General features: G+C 47.3%; 24 protein-coding genes and 1 other RNA gene. 7 read left to right on the top strand and 18 right to left on the bottom strand.

Annotated features, from left to right (window positions below; genetic code table 11):
• Positions 1 to 161 precede the first annotated feature (161 nt).
• Positions 162 to 2,513: an S-layer homology domain-containing protein gene (locus tag ACM6JA_RS06030; RefSeq protein WP_414851585.1), complete on the bottom strand. Its 2,352-nt coding sequence runs from the start codon at positions 2,511 to 2,513 to the stop codon at positions 162 to 164.
• Between the two features lie 264 nt (positions 2,514 to 2,777).
• An RNA gene (gene rnpB, locus ACM6JA_RS06025) (RNase P RNA component class B) lies at positions 2,778 to 3,167 on the bottom strand.
• A gap of 116 nt (positions 3,168 to 3,283) precedes the next feature.
• Here rnpB and ACM6JA_RS06020 point away from each other — a divergent pair.
• The gene (locus tag ACM6JA_RS06020; RefSeq protein WP_414851584.1) at positions 3,284 to 3,592 is read left to right on the top strand and encodes an iron-sulfur cluster biosynthesis family protein; all 309 of its coding nucleotides are present in this window, start codon (positions 3,284 to 3,286) and stop codon (positions 3,590 to 3,592) included.
• A 13-nt stretch (positions 3,593 to 3,605) separates the two neighbouring features.
• The gene (locus tag ACM6JA_RS06015) at positions 3,606 to 4,139 is read left to right on the top strand and encodes a gamma carbonic anhydrase family protein (RefSeq protein WP_007724325.1); all 534 of its coding nucleotides are present in this window, start codon (positions 3,606 to 3,608) and stop codon (positions 4,137 to 4,139) included.
• A gap of 54 nt (positions 4,140 to 4,193) precedes the next feature.
• Here ACM6JA_RS06015 and ACM6JA_RS06010 read toward each other — a convergent pair whose 3' ends face one another.
• From ACM6JA_RS06010 to ACM6JA_RS06000, 3 genes are all read right to left on the bottom strand, one after another.
• Positions 4,194 to 4,667 carry a methyltransferase domain-containing protein gene (locus ACM6JA_RS06010; RefSeq protein WP_414851583.1) on the bottom strand — a complete coding sequence of 158 codons (474 nt, stop codon included), beginning with the start codon at positions 4,665 to 4,667 and terminating at the stop codon, positions 4,194 to 4,196.
• Between the two features lie 53 nt (positions 4,668 to 4,720).
• Complete coding sequence (locus ACM6JA_RS06005) at positions 4,721 to 4,894, bottom strand: hypothetical protein (RefSeq protein ID WP_414851582.1); 174 nt, start codon at positions 4,892 to 4,894, stop codon at positions 4,721 to 4,723.
• A gap of 163 nt (positions 4,895 to 5,057) precedes the next feature.
• The gene (locus tag ACM6JA_RS06000) at positions 5,058 to 5,741 is read right to left on the bottom strand and encodes a DUF1385 domain-containing protein (protein ID WP_414851581.1); all 684 of its coding nucleotides are present in this window, start codon (positions 5,739 to 5,741) and stop codon (positions 5,058 to 5,060) included.
• 78 nt (positions 5,742 to 5,819) lie between these two features.
• On the opposite strand from ACM6JA_RS06000, the gene yfkAB reads away from it, so the two are divergent.
• Positions 5,820 to 6,935 (top strand): radical SAM/CxCxxxxC motif protein YfkAB, encoded by a 1,116-nt coding sequence (yfkAB, locus tag ACM6JA_RS05995; RefSeq protein ID WP_414851580.1) that lies wholly within the window; start codon positions 5,820 to 5,822, stop codon positions 6,933 to 6,935.
• A gap of 31 nt (positions 6,936 to 6,966) precedes the next feature.
• Positions 6,967 to 7,221, top strand: a complete 255-nt coding sequence (locus ACM6JA_RS05990) for an alpha/beta-type small acid-soluble spore protein (protein ID WP_007724320.1) — start codon at positions 6,967 to 6,969, stop codon at positions 7,219 to 7,221.
• A 2-nt stretch (positions 7,222 to 7,223) separates the two neighbouring features.
• Here ACM6JA_RS05990 and ACM6JA_RS05985 read toward each other — a convergent pair whose 3' ends face one another.
• The 5 genes from ACM6JA_RS05985 to ACM6JA_RS05965 form a co-directional block, all read right to left on the bottom strand.
• Positions 7,224 to 8,633, bottom strand: coding sequence for an MDR family MFS transporter (locus tag ACM6JA_RS05985; RefSeq protein ID WP_414851579.1), 1,410 nt, complete (start codon positions 8,631 to 8,633; stop codon positions 7,224 to 7,226).
• A gap of 182 nt (positions 8,634 to 8,815) precedes the next feature.
• A complete protein-coding gene (locus ACM6JA_RS05980; protein ID WP_007724315.1) occupies positions 8,816 to 9,004 on the bottom strand; it encodes a hypothetical protein in 189 nt (62 codons plus the stop codon).
• Between the two features lie 99 nt (positions 9,005 to 9,103).
• A complete protein-coding gene (locus ACM6JA_RS05975) occupies positions 9,104 to 9,445 on the bottom strand; it encodes a LysM peptidoglycan-binding domain-containing protein (protein WP_007724314.1) in 342 nt (113 codons plus the stop codon).
• A 150-nt stretch (positions 9,446 to 9,595) separates the two neighbouring features.
• Complete coding sequence (locus ACM6JA_RS05970; protein ID WP_414851578.1) at positions 9,596 to 10,816, bottom strand: amidohydrolase family protein; 1,221 nt, start codon at positions 10,814 to 10,816, stop codon at positions 9,596 to 9,598.
• Between the two features lie 165 nt (positions 10,817 to 10,981).
• Positions 10,982 to 12,517: a fumarate hydratase gene (locus tag ACM6JA_RS05965; protein WP_414851577.1), complete on the bottom strand. Its 1,536-nt coding sequence runs from the start codon at positions 12,515 to 12,517 to the stop codon at positions 10,982 to 10,984.
• Positions 12,518 to 12,699: 182 nt separating this feature from the next.
• Here ACM6JA_RS05965 and ACM6JA_RS05960 point away from each other — a divergent pair, with 182 nt between their 5' ends.
• The 3 genes from ACM6JA_RS05960 (at position 12,700) to ACM6JA_RS05950 (ending at position 16,187) form a co-directional block, all read left to right on the top strand.
• Entirely contained in the window at positions 12,700 to 14,658 is a 1,959-nt protein-coding gene (locus tag ACM6JA_RS05960; protein ID WP_414851576.1) for a beta-propeller domain-containing protein, read from the top strand.
• A gap of 80 nt (positions 14,659 to 14,738) precedes the next feature.
• A complete protein-coding gene (locus ACM6JA_RS05955; RefSeq protein ID WP_007724297.1) occupies positions 14,739 to 15,425 on the top strand; it encodes a tetratricopeptide repeat protein in 687 nt (228 codons plus the stop codon).
• A gap of 108 nt (positions 15,426 to 15,533) precedes the next feature.
• Positions 15,534 to 16,187 carry a SurA N-terminal domain-containing protein gene (locus ACM6JA_RS05950; protein ID WP_414851575.1) on the top strand — a complete coding sequence of 218 codons (654 nt, stop codon included), beginning with the start codon at positions 15,534 to 15,536 and terminating at the stop codon, positions 16,185 to 16,187.
• Between the two features lie 58 nt (positions 16,188 to 16,245).
• Here the strand turns inward: ACM6JA_RS05950 and ACM6JA_RS05945 are convergent, their stop codons facing one another.
• The 8 genes from ACM6JA_RS05945 to ACM6JA_RS05910 form a co-directional block, all read right to left on the bottom strand.
• Complete coding sequence (locus tag ACM6JA_RS05945; RefSeq protein WP_414851574.1) at positions 16,246 to 16,935, bottom strand: MBL fold metallo-hydrolase; 690 nt, start codon at positions 16,933 to 16,935, stop codon at positions 16,246 to 16,248.
• Positions 16,936 to 17,034: 99 nt separating this feature from the next.
• Positions 17,035 to 17,823 (bottom strand): ABC transporter ATP-binding protein, encoded by a 789-nt coding sequence (locus ACM6JA_RS05940; protein ID WP_414851573.1) that lies wholly within the window; start codon positions 17,821 to 17,823, stop codon positions 17,035 to 17,037.
• Between the two features lie 93 nt (positions 17,824 to 17,916).
• Positions 17,917 to 18,357 carry a hypothetical protein gene (locus ACM6JA_RS05935; RefSeq protein ID WP_414851572.1) on the bottom strand — a complete coding sequence of 147 codons (441 nt, stop codon included), beginning with the start codon at positions 18,355 to 18,357 and terminating at the stop codon, positions 17,917 to 17,919.
• Positions 18,354 to 19,184, bottom strand: a complete 831-nt coding sequence (locus tag ACM6JA_RS05930; RefSeq protein ID WP_007724284.1) for a DUF3100 domain-containing protein — start codon at positions 19,182 to 19,184, stop codon at positions 18,354 to 18,356. The genes ACM6JA_RS05935 and ACM6JA_RS05930 overlap by 4 nt, the downstream gene beginning before the upstream one ends.
• 27 nt (positions 19,185 to 19,211) lie before the next feature.
• Positions 19,212 to 20,387 carry an amidohydrolase gene (locus ACM6JA_RS05925; protein ID WP_414851571.1) on the bottom strand — a complete coding sequence of 392 codons (1,176 nt, stop codon included), beginning with the start codon at positions 20,385 to 20,387 and terminating at the stop codon, positions 19,212 to 19,214.
• 277 nt (positions 20,388 to 20,664) lie between these two features.
• Positions 20,665 to 21,126, bottom strand: a complete 462-nt coding sequence (locus ACM6JA_RS05920; protein WP_414851570.1) for a hypothetical protein — start codon at positions 21,124 to 21,126, stop codon at positions 20,665 to 20,667.
• A gap of 157 nt (positions 21,127 to 21,283) precedes the next feature.
• Positions 21,284 to 22,816, bottom strand: coding sequence for an amino acid permease (locus ACM6JA_RS05915; RefSeq protein WP_414851569.1), 1,533 nt, complete (start codon positions 22,814 to 22,816; stop codon positions 21,284 to 21,286).
• A gap of 4 nt (positions 22,817 to 22,820) precedes the next feature.
• The gene (locus tag ACM6JA_RS05910; protein ID WP_414851568.1) at positions 22,821 to 22,964 is read right to left on the bottom strand and encodes a hypothetical protein; all 144 of its coding nucleotides are present in this window, start codon (positions 22,962 to 22,964) and stop codon (positions 22,821 to 22,823) included.
• Positions 22,965 to 23,022 lie beyond the last annotated feature (58 nt).

Raw genomic sequence — 23,022 nt, 5'->3', positions numbered from 1 at the left:
AAATCACTCCTCTTTTTTGTTTTGCACGAAACAATATGAATATATCACATCTTCTTTTAATTGAAAACGATTTTCAATTAAATACTTTTTAAAGACTATGCCAACAAATGAAAAGGCGACCCCTTCTCGAATCGAGCAAGAGATCGCCTTTTTCTATTTTCTTATCGTTTTGCTACAACGATAACATAAACATGACCTTGATCATTTGTCCACAAATCCACTTTGTCCTTGGAGGTAAGCTCGCTTTCTTTCAAGTCATTACCGTTGTAGTATTTGATCTTTGCGTCTTCCGTCATCTTCAAGCTCGTCGACACGTCATCGAAGAATACGTATTTGTCTTTGTTCACACGGGATTCAATTCCGACGAAACGCACGTTTTCCTTCGCCAGTTTTCCACTAACGGAAGCAGCAATGACATCGCCGTCCCGATCAAGGGTCAATGTCACGTATTCAAATTGATCGACATCTTCAATCGCATCCTCATCCGTTACATCGTACGTCTTGCCGTTAATCTCTACTTTCGCGGAAGTCACCTTGCCGTCATCGTTACGAACCTCAACAGAGTCAACCACGCCGCTTACTTTCCTAGGCGCACCTGTAATTGCCTTTACTTTGCCAGCGTTGTTGAGTGTCAGCGTGTACTCGTTGTCGTTGGATGCTGCATCGCTGTCAATCGTGACGCCGGACAAGAGCTCATACACCTTCCCGTTCACGGTAATTTTGGAACCGGATTTTTTCGTCACGTATCCTTTTACGGTTTGCTTTTCCAAAGTCAGCTCTACAATGTCATTCGTGCCGACGTTGTATTTCCACGTAAGGATACGGTGGTCATTAAACTGATCGGTTTTAATCGTCGTTGGAGATACGGAGCTGTCATCGACAGTCAGCTTCGCGTTGGTCAAGATGTCGTAGATTTTCCCGTCGATTTTCACCGTTGCCAGTTTTCCTGCTGCATACGCAGTTGTGTCTGAGACCAGCTTGTTCGTCGCTGCACCTACACCCTGCTCTACTTTGATCAAATTTCCATTCTTGTCAAACGTAAGCACGGCAATTTGGCCGCTCGTCAACTCATCCAGTTCATCTACTTCGTCTTCATCTACGAACAACTCGGTATCTTCATGCACCTCGTAATTAACGCTGCCGACGCGAATCCGGTTTTTGTCTGTATCAACGGTGATTGTATCCGTATAACTCAGCTTCGTGTAAACAAGCTCAGATACTTTGCCGTCCACATTGAGTGTCAGCTCGACTAAGTCATCTTTTTCGATGTCAGAGAACGAAGCACTTGTTTCTTTTGCCTCTGGATGCGCCTTGCCCTTGATCGTTGCTTTGGAATCCAGAGTATAGGTCGTGCCGTCTACTCTTAGCTCTTTCTTTGAGTTGGAACCGCTCACGGAAGATACTTTTTCTACAATTCCTTTTGTGGTGTTGTCGCTAATCGTGATGGACTTGATCTTGCCATTGTCGCCAACGACTGCCACAAACTTTTGGCCGATGTGAGAACGGCTTACATTTACGCCATCTTCTACTTCCAAAACGACTTCTCTTCCATTGACGATTGCCTTGAATTTCTTCTCATCGCCTACAGCCGATGTAAAATTAAGGCCAGTCTTCACGATTCCTTCGACGATTTCGGAATCAGAAGTAACAACGGTGAGGAAAGCCACTCGGCCGTTTTTCGTAATGTATTCTACTTGCGCGCCTACGACCAGATTGCCGTATACTTGCGCGGAATCAGGAATTTCGATTTCTTTGTTTTGTCCGACTAGTTTCAGCTTTTTGCCAGACTTGTCATACGAAGCAACTGCGCCCTTCACTACTGGCAGCTTCTGAATGGTTCCTTTTGCATTGCCATCTTTGTCGTAGTAGGCGCCGTTTGCGTAAACAGGCGTTTCCATAAAGCGATCGGTATACTTCGCAACGATATCACGCGGAGCTGCTGTTGTCGGTGTTTCCTTTGCATCGTAAATAACTGCTCTGTCCGCTTCCAGCAAATACGGGATGTACCACTCGCTTGATGCTGATGGACGAACGTCAATCTTCAAGCCTTGAACGTAAACAGTCAACGCTTCCGCAATTTTTACATTGTTGTTCGGTTTGAAGGTTCCATCTGGATATCCCTTGATGATGCCTTGGGATACCGCAAGATTAATGTATCCTGTTGCCCAGTGATCTGCTGGCAGATCTTTAAATACGGTCTTTCCTTGTAGTAGCTTTGCTTGCGCGTCTGTGTACCCGAGTGCCAGCACAGCAACTTTGGCGAACTCCGCTCTCGTCACTTCTTTATACGGTCTGAAAGTGCCATCTGTATAACCTTTCAGCACACCCGCATAATTCAATTTCAGAATCGCGTCTTTATTTACGTTTCCTCCGATGTCGGAGAATGGCAGTGCCGTAGCAGCCAATCCGGTACCCGGTAATGCAAGCGAACCTGCCAGAACCGCTGTCGCCAATAATTTTTTGAAATCCTTGCTTGCTCTATTCTTTGCTTTTTGCAAAATAAACCCCTCCATCAATGTAACAGTTTTATCAGTTCATTCTCTCCAGCAAACACTCCCATTTGAAGAAATGATGGAATTGTCCGCAGTAGAACTGTTTTCTTCGGCCGAATGCTCTTTTTAGACGACAAGACTTCCGAAAAAGTTTCATAGCTTGTTCACGGTAAATCATTCCACTGTTCTTCAATCATTGATAGGTAGCGGGTTCACGATATTTCGCAGAACGTAAAAAAACCACCTGAGATCTCAGGTGGTTTTACATTTCATTCCAGCAGGAAATGCTATAAGCCAGGTTCTGTCTCTCCCGTGCTTCAAGCGGGGCAATCCCTCGCACCAAGAGCGGTAGCCATCTATCTATGGCATCCGAAGATACCATCCGTCCTTTCCGTTTGATTCCTTCAGGACGGTTCCCCTACCTAATTTGGGTTTCTCGCTCGCAGGGTTTACCGCGTTCCATCTTTTCTGTCGCCAGAAAAGCTACGTTTCTGTGGCACTTTCAGCGTACTCGGGCCTCAGAGAGAGCCCTTTCCACGCCGTCAGCAAGGCTTAACACCTCACTGCCCTGGCTTGCACCAGGTACGAACACTCCAGGCATCTCAGCCTGGGCGAGCCTGGACTTTCCTCTACCGCCAATCGCCGAAACGATTGCGGCAGCGACTACCCACATTTCCTGCACATCAGAATCAGTAACATTTACTCTATCACATGCCTCCTACATGGTCAACAAGCAGGATTTGGAAGGTCCATTTGTAGTACAATAGAAATGGCTACGAGGAGGTAGGACGATGATAACCATTACTCCAACTGCGGCAGTACGTCTTGCACAAATGATTGCGGAAGAATCGGATGCTGAACAGCTCGGAATCAGACTCGTCCCGACTACGACAGGTTGTGGCAGCTATACATATAGCATCGCCATTACGGAAGCGGACAAACACGATATTGCCCAAGATATTAGTGGGATTCATTTCTTTTATCAAACCCATGAGATAGACAAGCTTTCCGGGACAGTCATCGACTGCGACCCTGCAACTGGTCGCTTCTCCATTTTCCATCCGCGCCCGATGCAAACAGATTGCTCGCTTACTCATTGATTAGGAGGTTACTATGCTGCTCTTATCATTCGAAAACATCAAACCAAAGATTCACCCTACTGTTTTCCTGGCAAAAGGCTCCGTCGTTTCTGGCGATGTCGAAATCGGCGAGGATTCTTCTATTTGGTACAACACTGTGATCCGCGGGGACATCGCTCCGACCGTCATTGGAAAACGCGTCAGTGTGCAAGACAACAGCACCCTGCATCAAAGTCCGAACAACCCGTTGATCCTCGAAGACGAGGTGACCGTTGGACATAATGCTGTTTTACATAGCTGCGTGGTACGTCGCGGCGCATTGATCGGAATGGGTGCGATTGTTTTGGATCGTGCGGAAATCGGGGAAGAAGCGATGGTTGCTGCGGGTGCACTCGTTCCTCCAGGCATGAAGGTGCCACCTCGCTCGCTTGTTGTCGGCAATCCAGCGAAAGTAAAACGCGAACTCAACGAGGCTGACTTGAAAGAATTCGTACGCATTCGCCAATCGTATGTGGATAAAGGCAAGATGTATCGCCAACTGGAAGAAAGCCCGCTAGAACGGGAATAGGAAAAAGAAAAGGGAGGTCGAGGGCGCATATGCACCTTCTATCCTCCCTGTTTTTTATGCTTTACGAATTTCTAAATAATGCGTTGCGCCCACTAGAAACCGAAAGCTCGTCAACTGCAAACTGGCTGTGTGGCCGAACCGTTGTATTTCTTCCATGAGCTGTGGTAGCTTGCTATATGGTTTGCGATCCAATCCGATTAACGGATAGAGTCTGATTCGACCGCCAGGCTGACAAACACGCAGCAATTCCTTAATCGCGTCCAGGTGAAATTGCTCATCGAACTGTTGCTGGTACAAAAACAAAAAATGACTGCCAAGCACCAGTGAAAATTGATTGTCAGCAAAAGGCAATTCCGGCAGCAAGCCTGCGACGTAGCTTTTACCGATGCCTTCATCGGCACGATACGCGGCAATGAATTGCTCCAGTGACCTTTCTCTGTTTTGCTGATGCTGGTCAAGCGAGCTGTTTGTGCGATTCCAGCCAGCTTTTGCGTCGATTCCTCGATCTCTCGCTTCCCCTTCGTACAAATCTCTTCAGGCTTTATTTGATAAAGCGGATCAACTGCAATTGCTTCTCGTCCTTATTGGCATGCCTCCGCTGTAAAGGAGGACGCTCCTGCCCCGACATCCAAAATCGGTCCCATCGACAAGATTTCGTCCGTGAGCGAAAACATATCCACATACTCTTGATAGGAACGGCATGTCATTGCCACTCCCACTTGCTCGTACGCCCCTACATCCTGTTCTTTTCTCATCTCGACTCAGCTCTCCTCTTCTCATATTCCTCGATCCTTTTCAAAGGAAAAGGATCGAGTTGAGCAAATATTACCAAAATACTTTTCAGGATTCAATGACGCAGCCGACCTGTGCATGGAACAAAAAAAGCGGCGTATCCATAGTGGAAACACCGCTTTTTCCTCACGAAGCATTTTGCAATCGATCCACCTCGCGAATGTGCTCAAAAAGCATATACGAGCGGATCGCTGTCTCTAGATGAAGCCGATCCGGTTCTTTGGTCGTGCTGTACTTTTGAAAGAAAGCCGACAGCTTATAAAGAAAACCGAAATATTTACGCACGTAGCGATCCCCGAGCATGCCAACAAGCAGTCCTGCTACCCCGCATGCGACGCTCCATTCTAAGGGTAAAAAGAATACAGACAAAATGAACCCCGTAAAAAACCACACGACCAGATTCGTCGAGCAACCGTCATTCACGATATTTGCCCGTTGAATCTCTTTCAGTGCTGCTAGTGACTTCTTGCCCCCATAGCTAAACACTTTATGTTCTGCACCGTGAAATTTTTTCATCTTTTTTGGAAAAACGAAGTGAAAGCCTGCGATGTATACAGCTACCCACATTGGATCGATGATGGCCCAGTCAGGCTTCACGATCACTGCCAGTACATAACCAGCAAGCAAAAGGTGAAACAATTGATAGTACCACGGAAAGGAGAAAAATATTCGATACCAGAGCTTCCCGATCGTTTTCAATGTGATTTTTTCCGCCCACATATGGATCACGCCGTCTTTTACTTCCGCGCAAGCCAGCACATTTCGATCATGAAAAAGCACACCGCGTCCAAAAGACATCCCCATAATCATCTCGTTAGCTATTCTCCTTCCGCCCTAATGTCGTTATAATAGGTTGAGTTGTACGCAGAATGAAGGAGGTTTCCACAATTGATCCGCATGGTTCCAACTACACCATTAACACCTTTACACGATCCATGGGAGCCGTTGTTCAATGCTACACCCCCCGCCTATAAACTTACCAGCGTCGAGTTTACTGTAACGAATCTGTGCAATCTCCGCTGTGAGCATTGCGCGGTTGGTGATACATTGCGATACAAAGACGATCCCGCTCTGCCTGTTGATCTGATACTCCGTCGTCTCGATGAAGCAAAAGATCTGCTTACTATCAGTATAACAGGCGGAGAACCGATGTACAGCGAGCGCACCGTGAAAACTGTGATCGCGCCTATTCTACAATATGCAGCAGATCGTGGGCTGCGGACGCAAATCAACTCCAACATGTCCATGCCGTTTTCTCGGTATGAGTTGATCCTGCCTTACATCGACGTCATGCATATTTCATGGAACTGGTCTACTCCCGAGGAATTCCATGATATTGTTTACGCAAAAGCACGGCAGCCGGTTTCAATCAAAAGAGCGGAAGCACAGTTTCTAGAGATGATGGAAAATGTTCGCAAGCTCTCAGAAGCAGATGTATTTGTCTCCGCCGAAACGATGCTGAATCATCGCACATGGACAAAGCTCGATACTCTCCACCGTCAGATTCAGGAGATGGGCAGCAAGCGACATGAGGTACACCCGATGTACGCGAGTGACTTTGCTCGTGATCTGGATGTACTTTCACTCGATGAGCTCCGTCAAGCCATTCATCGGATGCTCGATGTACGCAATGAAGATTTGTGGATGCTTTTCGGGACGCTTCCGTTTTTCGCTTGTAGTCCTGAAGCCGCAGACAGGGAATTGATCAGCAGACTGCGCTCTGCGAAAAATGTGACGACTCGCAATGATCCAGATGGTCGCAATCGTCTTAACATCAACATTTTCACCGGCGATGTCATCGTGACCGATTTCGGTGATGTAGAGCCATTGGGCAATATTCAAACCGATCAGCTCCAGTCGATGTTTGGAAAATGGCAGGAACACACGCTGAATCAGAAGATCAATTGCTTCTGCCCTGCTGCTGGATGTGCAGGACCAAACCTGCTCGTTGCTAATTCTTACTATCAGGAGACTGATTTTACCCTGCGCAAAGCACTCGTCTAATTGGGCACACTAGGGCGTGAGGTGATCTACCATGAGCAGACGCAAACGCCCTCTCGTCCCCGAGGCGAGAAAAGGACTGGACGCCCTCAAAGCGCAGGTTGCACACGTTGCTGATCCCGCGCAGGCCAAATTCGAGGTCGCAGAAGAAATTCATGTTCCGTTACAGCCCGGCTACAATGGACAGTTAACCTCTCACGATGCTGGTCGAATCGGAGGACGCTTGGGTGGCAGTATGGTAAGAGAGATGGTTCGGATGGCGATGGAAGGCATGAATAAAAAACCGTGATCCTATTGTTTGGGAACCCCGCTATTTGATGTACGCGAATGGCGGGGTTCTTTGTCGAGCAATCGAGTATTGCCTAATAGGACACTAGCTATCAAACTGATTCCAATTAGAATCAATCCAGTGACAAAAACATCGTGCATAGCTTCACTAAACACCATTCCTCCCCCCATCCGCCATTCAACAATGGTCCCAAACACACTAATACCAATCGTCCCCCCAATGGAACGAAACAATTGCGATGTCGACATGGCAACGCCCCGATCTTGCGGTTTTACAGCGCTGTGTGCTGCTGTACCGAGTGCCGGATAGATTGCCCCCATGCCTAGACCTGTGACAATCATGTAACTGACGAGCTGTGTGTTGGTTGTCTCTACATCAATCGTGCTTAGAAGGAAAAAGCCTGTCGCCATGATGAGTAAGCTAGGAATCAGAATCGCCCGAAATGAAGCTTTTGCCATCCATCTTCCCCCAACCGTCGAAGAAATCGCTGCTGACAGCATGAGCGGCACTAAAAGGAATCCAGCTTCTGAGGGACTCGCACCGCGTACCCCTTGGACGAACAGAGGGATGTATGCGATTGCACCGAACAAAGCGGCACTCACAAAGAATCCAACGAGATTGCCATATCCAATGGCCGGGATGCGAAATAGGGAAAGCGGAAGCAGCGGTTCCTTTGCTTTCGTTTCAACCCAGATGAATAAACTGAGAAGTAAGAGACCCACTCCCCCTAACCCGATCTTGTATTCCCTCCCCTCCATAACAAGGGACAGCAGGATGAGAATGATGGCTGCACTCAAGCTAATCGCCCCATACCAATCAATCACAGGCTTCTTATCGTAGTGCCACTGATCACGAAAGACTAGGGCAATGATCAAAAAGGCAGCGATACCGATCGGAAGGTTTATAAAGAAAATCCATCCCCACGGCAGATGCTCCACGAGAATTCCTCCCAACGAGGGACCGAGTATACTCGTCATGGCAAATGCAGCTCCGAAAAGGCCTTGAAATTTGCCTCTCTTTTCGGGTGGATACAGTTCACACACAATGATGAATGCAACCGGCATTAATGCCCCAGCGCCCAACCCTTGAACTCCTCTCGCTACAATAAGACTCGTCATGGAATTCGCCATGCCGCACAGGAGAGATCCCACGAGAAACAGAAACAAACCGATCAAATACATTTTTCTTGGTCCAAACAAGTCCGCCATTTTCCCATAGATGGGCATGCTCGTGGTCGCTGTAAGCATATAAATGGCGAACACCCAGCTATAAAGAGATAGACCTCCCAGCTCTTTGGTAATTGTCGGCATGGCTGTTGATACAATCGTCTGATCCAACGATGACAAGATTAGCCCCATCAGCACTCCACCCGTAACCAAGCCTACGCGGCGCTTTTCCTTTTCCATCTCCATCCCACTCTCCTTTTTGAAGTCAGTTGATAACAGCTCCAAAAATATAAGGGAATTTCTAGAAAAAGAGTAGACTTTTTCTTTCTGATGAGTTATTCTGATGATAGAGTCTGCCCCTAAGAACTAAGAATGAATCATAAATAAAAACCGCCTCCATTATGGACGCGGTTTTATTGTTTTGCCATTCATCTCAGCTTGTCGAGCTTTTTGGCACTTGCCTTACGAGGTCCAAGCATCGCCTTTCCTATGTCGCCCACTTTGTTTACAGAGTCAAAAACTTGGTCGATCACATCCACCAGTTCCCGAATCTGTACCACTTTTCCATAGACGCCCATGAAATGGTGTCGGACGTTTTTTCCATTTAACCCCAGCATGGCCGCACCTCCTCTTAATCCTCTCGTATCATTTTATGCAGGATCGGGCAAAGAGGAAATTGAAAGTGTGGAAAAATATTCGACCCTCTATCCTGCTGCTTAGCGTGGACGAGGCGTGCCGGTCGGACGTGGGCGCGGAGGTTGTGTCGGCGTAATGGCCCGCTCCAGACGAGTGACACGGTTCTCCAACCGATCTACTCGATTATCCAGCCTCCGAAAATCTTCGCGAAGCGCATCTACTCGATTCTCCAGTCGATTCAAACGACGCTCGACATCTCCACCTGGAGCTGGTGTCGGAGTAATCGGGATGTACAAATTTTGACCAACGTAAATGTAGTAGGGATAGGCGATATTATTCACGCGGATTAATTCCTGAACGGATACACCAAAACGAGCCGCAATGCTGTTCAGCGTATCTCCCGAACGGACTACATAGTTCACGAATCTCACTCCTTTTTTCTGTGATCATTCGTTATTAACCTATGCCCGCCCTGGTATACGCGCAATAAACCAATACCCATTTTTGCAAAGAATAGTCAAACACCCAGTACAAACGCCGTTGCAAACCCGAAAGAGCAAGGCTCAGCCCCATCAACACTTTGAATAGACAGTCACACCCTCAAGAAACACTTCCTCTACTTGCTTCAATACCTCTATTTCTTGTAATGGGTCCCCTTTTACCACAAGTAAATCAGCAAAATAACCTGGCGCTAACGTACCGATCTTACTCCCTTGGTCCAGCACCTCTGCAGCATTTTGGGTAGCAGCCTGGATCGCACGAATTGGCTCCATCCCCAGCTCCACCATCAGCTTGATCTCTTCTGCCACAGGTGTAATCGGATAGCCTTCCAATACGATATCCGTACCCGTAGCGATCTTTACGCCTGTATTCATCAATTGTACGAAGTTCTCCCGGTACGCCTTTTCCGATTCGATGAAGAAGGCTCCCTGCTCAATAAGCCCTTCGCTCAATATGCCTTGATTCGCCTGTTGCTGCTCATTCCAAATATGCTTGTAATAATCAGCAATCTGAAAAAAGGTGATCATCGTCGGTACCCATACCAGTCCTTTTTCTTTCATCTGTTCTGCCTGTTCGACGGTCATAAATGTCGCGTGCTCGATCGTATCAAATCCCGCATCAATCGCCATCTGGATAGCAGGTTGGGTCGAGGCATGCACACAGCATTTCCGTCCCAAGCGATGCGATTCATCAACCGCCACATCCAGCTCCTCTTGTGTGAACTCCGGCGTTGGTGTACGATGGCTCGTCATGAGCTTGATCCAGTCTGCTCCTGCTCTCACTTGTTCACGTACGGCTGTCCGCACTTCCCACGGACCATTTGCTTCTCGCAGCGCACCCTCTAATTGCCAACCGTGCCCCCCAGTCATAATAATCCCTTGGTTTACCTGAAAAAGACGAGGGGAAACAATGAACTTGTTCTTGGCTGCCATCTTCAGCGTACTGCACAAACCATCCGGTGCTGCTACATCGCGAATCGTCGTTACCCCCAAGGAAAGTGCCTCTTTCAAGTTCGCTGTCGCAAGTAAAGCCACGAGTCCATCGTTGTTGCGATACTCAGCCGAGTCTGGTTTGCTCCACCAATACCCGATATGAACATGTAAATCGATCAAGCCTGGCAAAATGGAGCATCCGGTGTACCGCTTTACCTCTCCCACCGAAATGGAATCCGTAAGCTCCGATTCTTTCCCTACTGCTACAATCTTTCCTCGCTCATCAATCCCAACAGCGCCTTGTTCGATTACATGCTCTCCATCTCCGATAATGACGCGATCAGCAATCAACCATTTCATTTCTGTCCCCCCTGTCAAAAATGAAAATCCCATCTGTCCGCAATCCTGGTTAGTTCCTCGAAAATTCATCATGCATTCAACTTTTTCCTCCCTGTTTCTTGGCCTCGAAAAAATAAAAAAACCTCCAGCCACACATAAGTGCACCAGAGGTTTTCCCTTTATACCTTATTTAAATACAGGTGCAGCAAATTGAGCCAGTCTCTCAGCGGACGTTTTCTCGACATCCGCATGCAAGCTGTTGCCGTGCGCATCCATTGTTACAATTGCCGCGAAGCCGTTCACTTGCAAGTGCCACATTGCTTCTGGAATACCGAATTCCATGAAGTCAACACCATTTACTTTTTTGATGCAGCGTGCATAGTATTGTGCCGCCCCACCAATTGCATTGAGGTAAACAGCACCATGCTCATTCAATGCTTTCAGTGTTTTCGCACCCATTCCGCCTTTTCCGATAACGGCACGGATTCCGAATTTCTTGATGATTTCGCCTTGGTACGGCTCCTCACGAATGGAGGTAGTCGGACCAGCCGCTTTTACATGCCATTCGCCCTCTTGATCCTTCAGCATAACCGGACCGCAATGGTAGATGATGCCACCATTCAGGTCTACTGGACAGTCATGATCCATCAGGTAGCTATGCAGCGCGTCGCGTCCTGTGTGCATTTCGCCGTTGATGATAACCACATCGCCCACTTTCAGGCTGCGGATTTGTTCTTCCGTAATCGGCGCTTGCAGAACAACTTCACGAGGTTCATCGTCTGTTTCGTCCGAAGCTGCTACTGGCGTCAAGTCCATCGCCACTTCTTCATCTTTATACAGATAACGGAGGATTTCACCAGTCTCCGGGTTCAGGCGAACACCTTGACGGCGGAATGCCCAGCAATTGTATGCAACGGATACGAAGAAGCTCGCTGGCAGGCGGTTTTCCACGCCGATTTTACAGCCCAAGAGGGTAGCGTTCCCACCAAAGCCCATGGTTCCGATTCCGAGTTGGTTTGCTGTTTCCATGATGTAGTCTTCCAATGCAGCCAGATCAGCAATTGGATTGACATCGTTCACTTTGCGGAACAATTGATGCTTCGCCAGTGCATAACCGGAAGTGCGATCGCCACCGATTCCTACGCCGATGAAGCCGGCACTACAGCCTTGTCCCTGCGCTTGGTATACCGCGTGCAGAATGCACTTGCGAATGCCATCCAGGTTGCGGCCCACTTTGCCCAGGCCTTCGAGCTCACAGGGCAGGGAGTATTGGATGTTCTTGTTCTCACAGCCGCCGCCTTTGAGAATCAGCTTGATTTCGATTTCATTCTCTTCCCATTGCTCGAAGTGAATGACAGGAGTACCTGGACCGAGGTTGTCCCCTGTGTTTGCACCCGTCAAGGAATCTACGGAGTTGGAACGCAGCTTACCTGTTTTGGTTGCTTCTGCAATCATTTCTTTGATTGCTTGTTTAATGATCAGCTGGTTGACTCCAACCGGAGTTTTCACTTCGAATGTAGGCATACCCGTATCTTGACAGATCGGAGAAACATTTTCTTCTGCCATGACGACGTTTTGCGCAATCGTAGACAAAGACAGCGCTGCACGTGTGCCAAGATCCTCGTTCACTTTAGCTGTATTGACGGCACGACGCACGTCTGGTGGTAGATTCGTAGAAGTATCCGTGATGAGTTCCAGAATGCTTTGCTTCAAGTTTTCCATCTATGACGCCCCTTTTGACGTAGTGGTGTAAATGGTAGCATAAACCGCCTATTATTATAGCACACGCTCCCCCACCTGTCCGTAGATTGCTGCCCAAAGAGTGTGTGAAACATTCCGTAAACGTGCGTCGTCTTATTACCGACAACAAATTTTGGCAAGAAGCAGATATGAGGGGGATCAAAATGAAAAGAACATTTGCCGGGCTTCTCGCCTCCGTGATGGTGGTGGCCGCTATACCCTTCCTTTTCACGACGGGTACAATCGCGGAACCAACCGTTCAAGCCGCATCTACAGAAGAGTTGCCAGTAGTCGGTTCCTATGCGGGGCTAAAAAAGCTCATCCAATCATCAGACCTGGACAGCTACCACTACGCCACCATGGAAACGACTACTGCTATGCCAGTAGCAGCACCCAGCACAGCCAATAAAGTAGCGGACACTTCTAGCGGCGCTGTTCGCGGTGATTTTTCCACAACGAACACACAAGTGCAGGGCGTCGATGAAGCAGATATCGTAAAATCAGACGGCACTTATCTTTATCAATCCACGCAAAATGAAGTGCGCATCATCAAAGCGTATCCAGCCACCGAGATGAAGGTCGCAAGCCGTATCAGCTATGACAATGGAAAATTCGTACCGCAAGAAATGTATGTAGACGAACGCAGACTCATCGTAATCGGGCAAGCGGATGAGACCATCTCCTATCCTCCTGGTCCTGCTTCCAAAAGAGGAATCCCCCGTTACCAAGGCATGCAGTCCGTGAAAACCATGATCTACGATATTACAGACAAAAAACAACCTCGGCTCATTCGTCAATTGGAGCTGGAAGGCCAGTACATGTCGTCCCGCAAAATCGGCGCGAGCTTGTATGTGACAGCCAACCATTACATGGATACGTATCGTATCATGCAAGAGAAAGCAGAAGTGCCAGGTCCAACGTATAAAGACAGCGCCCATCATAACCAATACCAAACCATCCCCTACAGCGAGATTCGCTACTTCCCGGATCACTTTCGTCCAGAGTATTTGATCGTTGCTGGCGTGAATCTGGATGACTCGAAACAAAAGATGTCACTGAATACGTATCTTGGTGCTGGCGAGAACATCTATGCATCCACCAAAAATCTGTATGTAGCCGTCACCCAGAACAATGCCCAGCCAGTAGCCGTTAAGCAAAAAGGAGTGACAACTCCTTTGATTGCACCTCCCATTGAGTCAGATACAACCATTTACCGTTTTGCCATGAACAAGGGAGACATTCGGTATACTGGAAAAGGGTCGGTGCCTGGACGCATTCTGAACCAGTTTTCCATGGATGAAAACGACGGTTATTTCCGAATTGCCACCACGAGCGGTGACATGTGGCGAGACGATGAGCTTACTTCGAAAAACAACTTGTATGTACTGGACAACAAACTCGAGATATTTGGAAAGCTAGAAGGCATCGCTCCAGGCGAACGCATTTACTCTGTCCGTTTCATGGGAGATCGTGCCTACATGGTCACCTTCAAAAAAGTCGACCCGCTGTTCGTTCTCGATCTGAAGAAGCCTTCTGCTCCAAGCGTACTAGGTGCCCTCAAAATTCCAGGTTACAGCGACTATTTACACCCGTATGATGAAAATCATATCATCGGTTTTGGCAAAGAAGCAGAATCAGATAAAGACTGGGCGTACTACCAAGGGATGAAAATTGCCCTCTTTGACGTCAGTGATGTAACCAAACCGAAGGAAAAGTTCAAGACTGTTATCGGGGACAGAGGAACGGACTCCGAGCTGTTGCGCAATCACAAGGCTCTGCTGTTCTCCAAAGAAAAAAATCTGCTAGCTTTCCCTGTATCCGTCCACGAGCGTACGGCTGAACAAAAAGCCAAAAACGATATGCGCGCGTACGGCCACTTTACTTTCCAAGGTGCCTATGTATATCAGCTCGATCTGCAAAAAGGTTTTCAACTGACAGATCAGATCACCCATCTGTCGAAGGAAGATGTCGCGAAAGCAGGCGAAGGCTGGTACGACAGCTCCAGTAACATTAAACGGATACTCACGATTGGCGACACGCTCTATACCGTTTCCGACGATTATGTCAAAACGCAGCAGCTCTCTTCCCCCCAAAAAGAGAATATCTTGCCATTGACGAAATAGCGGTAATGCTCTGTCATGCGGACAGGTTCTATGCTAAGATGGGGTAATAGATGCAGCGTAAATAGAGAGGGTGTCACTACGTGGAGTATTTGAGTTTTAATTTGACATCAACGCTGGCAGGGATTGCGGCTGTGCTGTTGGTTATGTTTATTCGCCTGCACTGGCCCTTCCGCTTTCAGTACATGGCCAATCTTTTCAAACGCCGTTTGAATATTCGATTGCGCTGGCTGGAGGCTTCCTATCGGAAGAACCGTTCCCGAGCTGTCGCTATGCTGGATAAATCAACCCATGAGATCATGCTTGGCAATTATGAAATGGCCGAAAAATATATCGTTCAAGGAATCAACGTTTGCAAAGAACGACCAACGTTATTCAATCAAGCGATGATTCACTACTTGTTTTACAACCTGGCGATCGTTTACTATTCATCCGAACGATACAATGAATCATTGGAAGTGGCGTTTCGTATTTACCAGCGTGATCAGGGAATGACTGATTCCTTAGCTCTTATTGCATGCTCGCACGCCCGCCTGGGTGAAGTAGAGAGTGCGATAGAAGCTTACCAGCTGATCGCAAGCAAACGATCGGCAAAAGACTGGAAGCTCTTCTGCTTGGCAGAGATTGAAGCTGCCAAAGGAAATTACGAGCGAGCCCTTTCCCATCTCAAGCAATTGATGGGCAAATCAGCCAGTCTTTTGCATCTGAATCACACCGTACTGGAAAAACGCTTGGAAGAGTGGAAAAAAGCCTCTACACAAGCCAGCTAATCGATTGACGACCGCACATTGCTTTATGTGTGCGGTTTTTATTTTCCTGTCCCCGTAACGCTGCTCTATGCACAGTCGTATTACTATCAAGAAAGTGAGGTATTTTTCATGAAAAAATTCAATATAACTATACTTGCTGCCTCAGCACTTGTACTCGGTCTCGCTGTAGCGGGCTGTACACCTGGAAAAGATTCTGCATCTTCCTCTACAGAAGCACTAGCTAAAGTGGGAACTGTCTCTATTTCCAAAGATCAAGTATACGAGGCTATGAAAAAAGAAGCTGGGAAACGCGTGATGTCTGAGCTCATCACGAAGGAAGTGTATAAACAAGAAGCGATTGCACAGGGAATCACGGTGAGTGATCAGGAACTGGACGCAAAAATTAACCCAATCAAAGATAAAATGGGGCCAGAGAAATTCCAAGAGTATTTGACTGAAGAAGAAATTACCGAGGATGCATTGCGTGAGAGATCACGTTTGATCATGTTAAGGGACAAGATGTTCGAGAAAGCTTACCCGATCACGGAAGCGCAAATCAAGGAATACTATGAGAAAAACAAAGAAAAACTCGACGGTACACTGGAAGAAGTACGTCCAAAGGTAACGGAGAAAGTAAAAGATAAAAACAAACGTTCCAACATGAGTACGTGGATCAAGGAATTGAAGAAAAAGCATAATGTTCAAATTTTGGACAAAGCATTTGAAAAAGTAGAGGATCAAGAGAAAGAAGTGGACAAAGCAGAACTTCCTGCTTCAAAATAAATCGTACAAAAAAGACTTGTGTCAGCCTGTTGAGGCGCACAAGTCTTTTTTGTACGATTTACGTACGTGCAATGGCAATGAGTTCCTGCAAAAACACCTTAATTTCGCCTTGAAGAATCGGGCCATGACCAGTCGCTAAATACTCAATGGGCCAATCCTGCAAAATCTCCAAGCCCTCCGTAAACTCCACCGCTCGCTCTGGTTCACGTGCTACCCATTGCTTCAAGTGTTCTTGATAAGCTGTCCGACAGTCCACTTCTCCGCCAACAATTTGGCCGAGTTCTGTGTTTTCAAAGCACAAATGATCGCCGACAAAGCATATTTTCGACTGGGGATCAAAGAAGGCAACTGAGCCTTCTGTATGAAAGGAAAGCTGTCGGAAACGCAGTGAAGGCAGATCTCCCCCACTCCCTGTAAACGTATGGCCGAATAGCGTCTGTGAAAAATCGTCCAGTTCGTAATAATCTTCGAGGTGAATCCAATTGTTTCGAGAAGGGAACATATCGGCATTTCCAATATGGTCAGCATGTCGATGAGTGAAGTAGACATATTCCGTTCGTTCTGGCTTGACCCCGATCTCTTCCAACGCCTGTTGAAAAAATGAGCGTTGCTTGCGCTGGTGAGAATCAATCAATACAAAGGCATTCCCTTGTTTGATCACATAGCTGTTCACGTAGCTATTCCACGCTTCCTCATAGGTGATGATCGCCCAGGTGGAGTCTGTGATTGGTGCAATCACATTGTTCATGCCTCCATCTCTCCTCTCCTCCCAGATACAATTTCTTATTGCTATTATACACAATCATGCACAACCGTGCTGACTCGTGCCCAAACTTATCCTACACGATCAAACAGTCGCCTCTTCCCCTAAGCTTACCCAAGATCTTCCTTGCGAGCGTTGAATGTGAACAGGTACACCGAAAAAGCTTGTCAGACGCTCAGCCGTTAAGACCTCATCTGTTTTTCCAACCTGGTCTACTTCCCCCGCTTTTAGCAGCAAAGTATGCGTGAAGCAAGGCAAAATTTCTTCAATGTGATGGGTGACATAAATGAGAGTGGGCCCGTTCGGCTGTTTGGCGATTTGTTCAATCATGGCCAACAGCTGTTCTCTTGAAAGCAAGTCCAGTCCAGTGCAAGGCTCGTCTAGGATGAGTAATCGAGGGGAAGCCATCAATGCACGAGCAATCAGTACTTTTTGTCTCTCCCCTTGCGATAAAGCGGCAAAACGTCTGTTTTTCAATGCACGGCATCCAAATGTATCGAGTAAATCCGACGCTTTCTCTACGTCCGCCTCCTCTGGAACGGAATACAAGCCGATGGTTGCCTCCCTTCCACTCAAGACGACACGGAGTGCGGTTTCATGCTCGTGAAGCTGTGCCATCAACGCCGTGCTTACCCAGCCGATTGATTTACGCACCTCGCGTAAGTCGACTGTTCCGTAAAGATTACCTAATACACTGACCTCCCCCTTTGTCGGCCACACATAGCCACAAATGATATTCAACAGACTGGTTTTACCAGAGCCGTTTAAACCGACTAAACACCAATGCTCCCTGTCTTGCACTTGCCAGGCAATGTCTCTCAAAATGGTTGTTTCATCCCTTTGCCAGGTAACCTTTCTCACATCAATGATCATGCTCTCTCCACTCCTGACTCTCACAGTTGTATGTGAAAAGAACCTCCATGGCATATGGAAGCACACGGAGGCCCTAACACAAAAACAGTTTCGTTAAAAAAATTTGCCTTGAATCTTGAATACAATCTCCGCAAACAACGTAGCGAATAGGAACGTACCTGTAAAGACGACGAGAGACACAACTACGATACGCCAGCTAAGCTGTTTGAATAGATGAACGTCTTTTCCGAGTGACAGACCTGCATACGCGAGAATCGGCGTGGCCAATGCGAGCAGATTGATCTTGGCAATCGCAGCAGCCGTATATTCGTTCCCTGGAAAAAACGGGGAGGTCGCAAGCATCGCAAACAAAGAGATCCATACAATGACGGGAGATTTGAACGGAAGAATGCGAGTGAAGCCCATTCCGATCAACGTAATGACCGCCAAGAGCAAAATACCTGGCAAAGATTCCATCAATGGTACTTTATAACCGATCCAGTTACCGATGAGAGCAATGAAGCCAATGATAAAAATCGTCAAGATTTGATTCATGCGCTTTTTCTCCCCCCTTCTGCTGCAGAAGAAGCGCCTTTGCGTCCAATGATAGGCTCAAGCCATGCGTACAGCTTTTGTGTGACCGGCAAGGAGAAGAAGATACATACGTACGTTCCGACGATACTCATCATCAAGTTTGCCGCTCCGGAATAAAAGGCAATGTCTTTTTGCGCTTCCGGGAAAATAACAGCCAATGAGCCTGTTGCTGCTGCCATCATGCTACCGGAACCAACTGCGGCTCCCATCGCCAGAGAAATCGGGTGAAACAACCCGCTGCTTCCTAAAATACTTGCAAGAATCGACATATAAATGGCACCAAACAAGGTTCCGCAAATATATACACCCAGCGCGCCGCGAGCTTCGGCAGAGTTTGCTCCAAACTTATCAACAATGATTGCCAAGTTTGGCTCACGGTCGAGAGAATAAGTAGCCCCAATTGCTTCACGCTTCAGACCTAGCCACAATGCGATTGGCAGACCAAATGCGATTGTCCCTACAATGTGTCCCATCTCTTGGACGATCAAGGATACACCAGAGCCGAGCAGCTTAGGCAGCTCAGGACCGATATTGGCTCCCAGCTTCGCAATAAAGATCAAGAACGAAACACCCAAAATATTGGCTGCGACGTTCATTTCTTTTTCACTCAAGAATTTAAACTTAGGCCAGCTGATTGCCCCACCTAAAACGAGCGCGTAGAGCATCGGAAACAGAGCGATAACCCCGATGCCAATACTGATTTTCTTTGTCCCGATAAATTCTGTCAATGCGACGAGAATCAGTACGAGAAAATGCAGCTTGTACTCATTGACGCGTGCCTCTGCCATACAACATCCCCCTCATTCTATCTCGCTCTACTCCATGACGACTTTTTGAGCTGCTCGAACAAACAATTCCACGCCGCGTACCATTGCATCCTCATCAAAATCAAAGCGTGGATGATGGTGCGGATACGTAAAGCCTTTGTCTGGATTGCCAGCGCCCAATTGAATAAAACAACCTGGAGCTTTTTTCAAATACTCAGAGAAATCTTCACCCGGCATCAAAGGATCAATGTAAATAATCTCTTCTTCTCCCCAACGCTCGCGGATCGTATCCTCCATCAGCTTGGTCACCTGCTTGTCGTTGACAACCGATGTGTAGCCATGCGAGAACGTCAATTCATAACTTGCGCCATGCGCTTCCGTAATTCCTTTGACAATTCGTTCAATCCACATCGGAATATTTTTGCGAATCTCTGCATCGAAGCAGCGCGTGGAGCCCGTCAGTGTCATCGAATCTGGAATGATGTTATAAGCTGTTCCTGCATTCAGCATCGTCACCGAAATAACGACCTTGTCCAACGCACTAACGTTGCGGGATACAATTTGTTGTAGGCCAGTAATAACCTGTGCCCCAATGACGATCGGGTCAACCGATGCTTCCGGTTGCGAGGAGTGCCCGCCTTTTCCTTGAATCTTGATATCGAAGCGATCAGTCGATGAAGTAAGTGCCCCGTAAAGTACACCAAATTTCCCGACAGGCATGTACGATGCCAAATGAATGCCGATAATCGAATCCAGTCCGTCCGCTGCACCAGCTCTTACGATTTCAGCAGCCCCACCCGGCGGCAGCTCCTCGGCATGCTGGAAGAAGAAACGAACCTCACCTTTGATTTGATCCTTGTACTGGGACAAAATTTTTGCGGCTCCCAACAGCATCGCTGTATGACCGTCATGTCCGCACGCGTGCATCACGCCAGCTTTTTCTGATGCATATGGCACATCATTTTCTTCATGGATGGGGAGAGCATCAATATCAGCGCGAATGCCAAGAACTTTTCCTGGTTGTGATCCGATCAGTCGAGCGACCACACTCGTTTTGGTAGGCTGCGAAAGCTCTAAATTCCCGAAAGATTCCAACGTTTCGTAAATAAATTGAGACGTCTTCTCCTCTTCAAACGACAATTCTGGATGCTGATGGAGATATCGTCGCCATGAGACTACCTGCTCAGCTACTTCATCCGCCCATTTCTTCGTTTCCAAACTCACACAATCACTCCTTTTTCTGCTTTCTTCTTCAAAATTTTCCGAGTCAGTTAAGTTTAGCTAAAAAAAATATCGTTTTGTGAATTCTATCACGGAACGATAAAAATAACAAACGTCCATTCCACGAGGACAAATCTGTCGAATTTGCATCTGTAGCTGTCTATTTATTTGTTATTTTAGAATTTTCCACCGATATTGTCCATGTAAAATATACTATTTGGAACAATAAAAACATTTAAACTGCAAGATTGGGAGCTTTTCAAGAGAAAAGCCCTTGTCCCTATTCTACATTTACTGCAAAAACGACAAAGCGATTCGAAAATTGCCCCAGCCACATTTCTCCATTCCCTACCATCACGCCTTGATCATTGACAAACGTATCCGTTACCTTTTGCTGTAAAAACGCTTCCTTTACCTTCTCCGTCATGATTTGATCGTACTCTTCCAAAAATTGCTGTTCATCTCGGATAAAATGACTTTTCCCGTCTTTGTTCACACGTAGTGGATACCTGATATGCTTGGCTACTTCTGTCTTGTCATTTTTTTTGACCGCTTCTTGAAGGTTTCCAAAAAAGGCTTCAAATGCGCCTGCATTTGTAATACCCGCGACTTCATACCGATTCGAGGAGTTTCCTTCACGCACATATCCGTCATACCCACTCACCTGTGGAACTAAACTCATCGTTGCTTGAGCCATCAGCGCGATTCCCATCGCAAGCTGCACCCATCTCATTCTTTTCATCGCGTTCCTCCCATATGTTTTGCTATTTCCTTCCTACTGATAGCTTTTCGTCCTCTGCCATTCGTTATGCAAAACCTCCTTCAACGAAAAAAGCCCCTATGCCAATACTGACATAAGGGAGGCTCTGCACTTTCCGTGAAACGGAACTTCTTTTCCATTAGGAGTCCCGAAATTTCGCTTCCTGACGCTTAATGTCTTCCTCCGAATTTCCCAGCGCAGCTTGCGGGCCCTTGAAATGCTTCCGGTAATAAGCCAAATCCATGATTAGAAGCACCAAAAACATGGCTATCAAGGCGTACCCAGCTGTCTGATTGGGTGGAATCACCATCATAATCGAGATGAAAATGATCCAAATCAAGCTCAACACATTAATGGGTTTACTCCAGTTCCCCAGATGCCAGGGACCGTAATGCTTCCGCTGAAAAAGTCCTCGCGATTCCGCCCGAAGCTTGAGGTACAACGGAATCCCGTAGGCGACATAAAGCCCAACGACACTAACCGCCGTAAGAAATGCCAAGGTCGTATACGTCATGTTCGGATTGATGCTTTTCACGATGTAATCGAACAAGGCAAGTGCAAAGGAAAGAATGATAACCAGCCAAATTGCTTTTGCCGGCGTTCTGTACTTGGTCGATATTTCTGCCCACTGGTGGCTCCACGGCATTCCTTTGTCACGTGAAAACGCATACAACATTCGCGAAAAGGAAGTAATGGACGCCAAGCCACAGAACCACATCGCAAAAGTAACCAGCCACAGCACCACCGAACCAAATGTGCCACCTAATGCCTCGCTAATCACATAAATAAATGCATTTTCCGCTTCACTCGCGGCCGCTGCGTTTTTGATGGATAAGGTGACAAATGCAAGCATGATAAATCCAAAAATAAAGGAAAAGGCCACAGACGTATAAATCCCCCAAGCAGCACGAACCCGTGGGTTAATCGTTTCTTCAATCGTATGTGCCGATGCATCATAGCCAGTAAACGTCCACTGCGCTTGTAACAACCCAATTAAAAAAGCAATCGCGTACGGTTTGTCTGAAAAGGTTTGACCGACTTGAAAGAGGTAATCAAGTGGTTGCAAATCATGACGGGAGAAAAAGACGAGGCTTCCGACGAGTATGACGACGACGCCAATATGGTACCAAGCGGAGAAGTCATTCAACCGGGCAACGAGTCGAATTCCAATGTGGTTAAATGTACCGTGCAAAAGGAGTGTGATCCCGAACAGGATTAACGTGGTTGTTTCTGTTGAGGTATAACCAAACGCACTCGCGAGCAGCGGGTCCGCAAACAAAGAGAACGAATAGTCAATGCCAGCGACAATCCCGATTTGGCCGATGAGATTGATCCACGCTGTGTACCAGCCCCATCGTTTGCTACCTAAAATTGCTGCCCAGTGATACAACGCTCCGGCTGTAGGGATCGCAGATGCGAGTTCAGACATCGATGCTGCAATCAGGATGACGAATAACGCTACCAAGGTCCATCCGAAGCCCATCATGCCAGAACCGCCATACAGTAATCCGTGCCCGTACAAGGATACTGCACCTGTCAAAATAGAGATAATCGAAAATGAGATCGCAAAGTTCGAAAAGCCACCCATATCCCTCAGTAATTCCTGCGCATAACCAAACTTGTTCAGGTCTCTCTTGTCCTCGAGCAATTGCTGTTCTTTTTCCTGCTGCATTTCGTTATCCCTCCCTCTCTGCTTGGGAACCGACAAAGCTCTCATGCGCGCTTTCATCAAATTGCCGGACGCTTTCGTTTGCCCGATACCCAATGGCAATCGCAACTCCAATGGTAAACAGCAATAAGACGACACCTAGAGCCAGCATTCTCTCCCTCCTTTCGTCCTAGATGCAATTCCTTGACAAGTTAGCAGGAATAGTACAT

Origin of the sequence: Brevibacillus sp. IT-7CA2, from assembly GCF_949767855.1 — a bacterium.
In the GTDB taxonomy this organism is placed as follows: domain Bacteria; phylum Bacillota; class Bacilli; order Brevibacillales; family Brevibacillaceae; genus Brevibacillus.
This window is presented reverse-complemented; position numbering and strand designations above follow the sequence as displayed.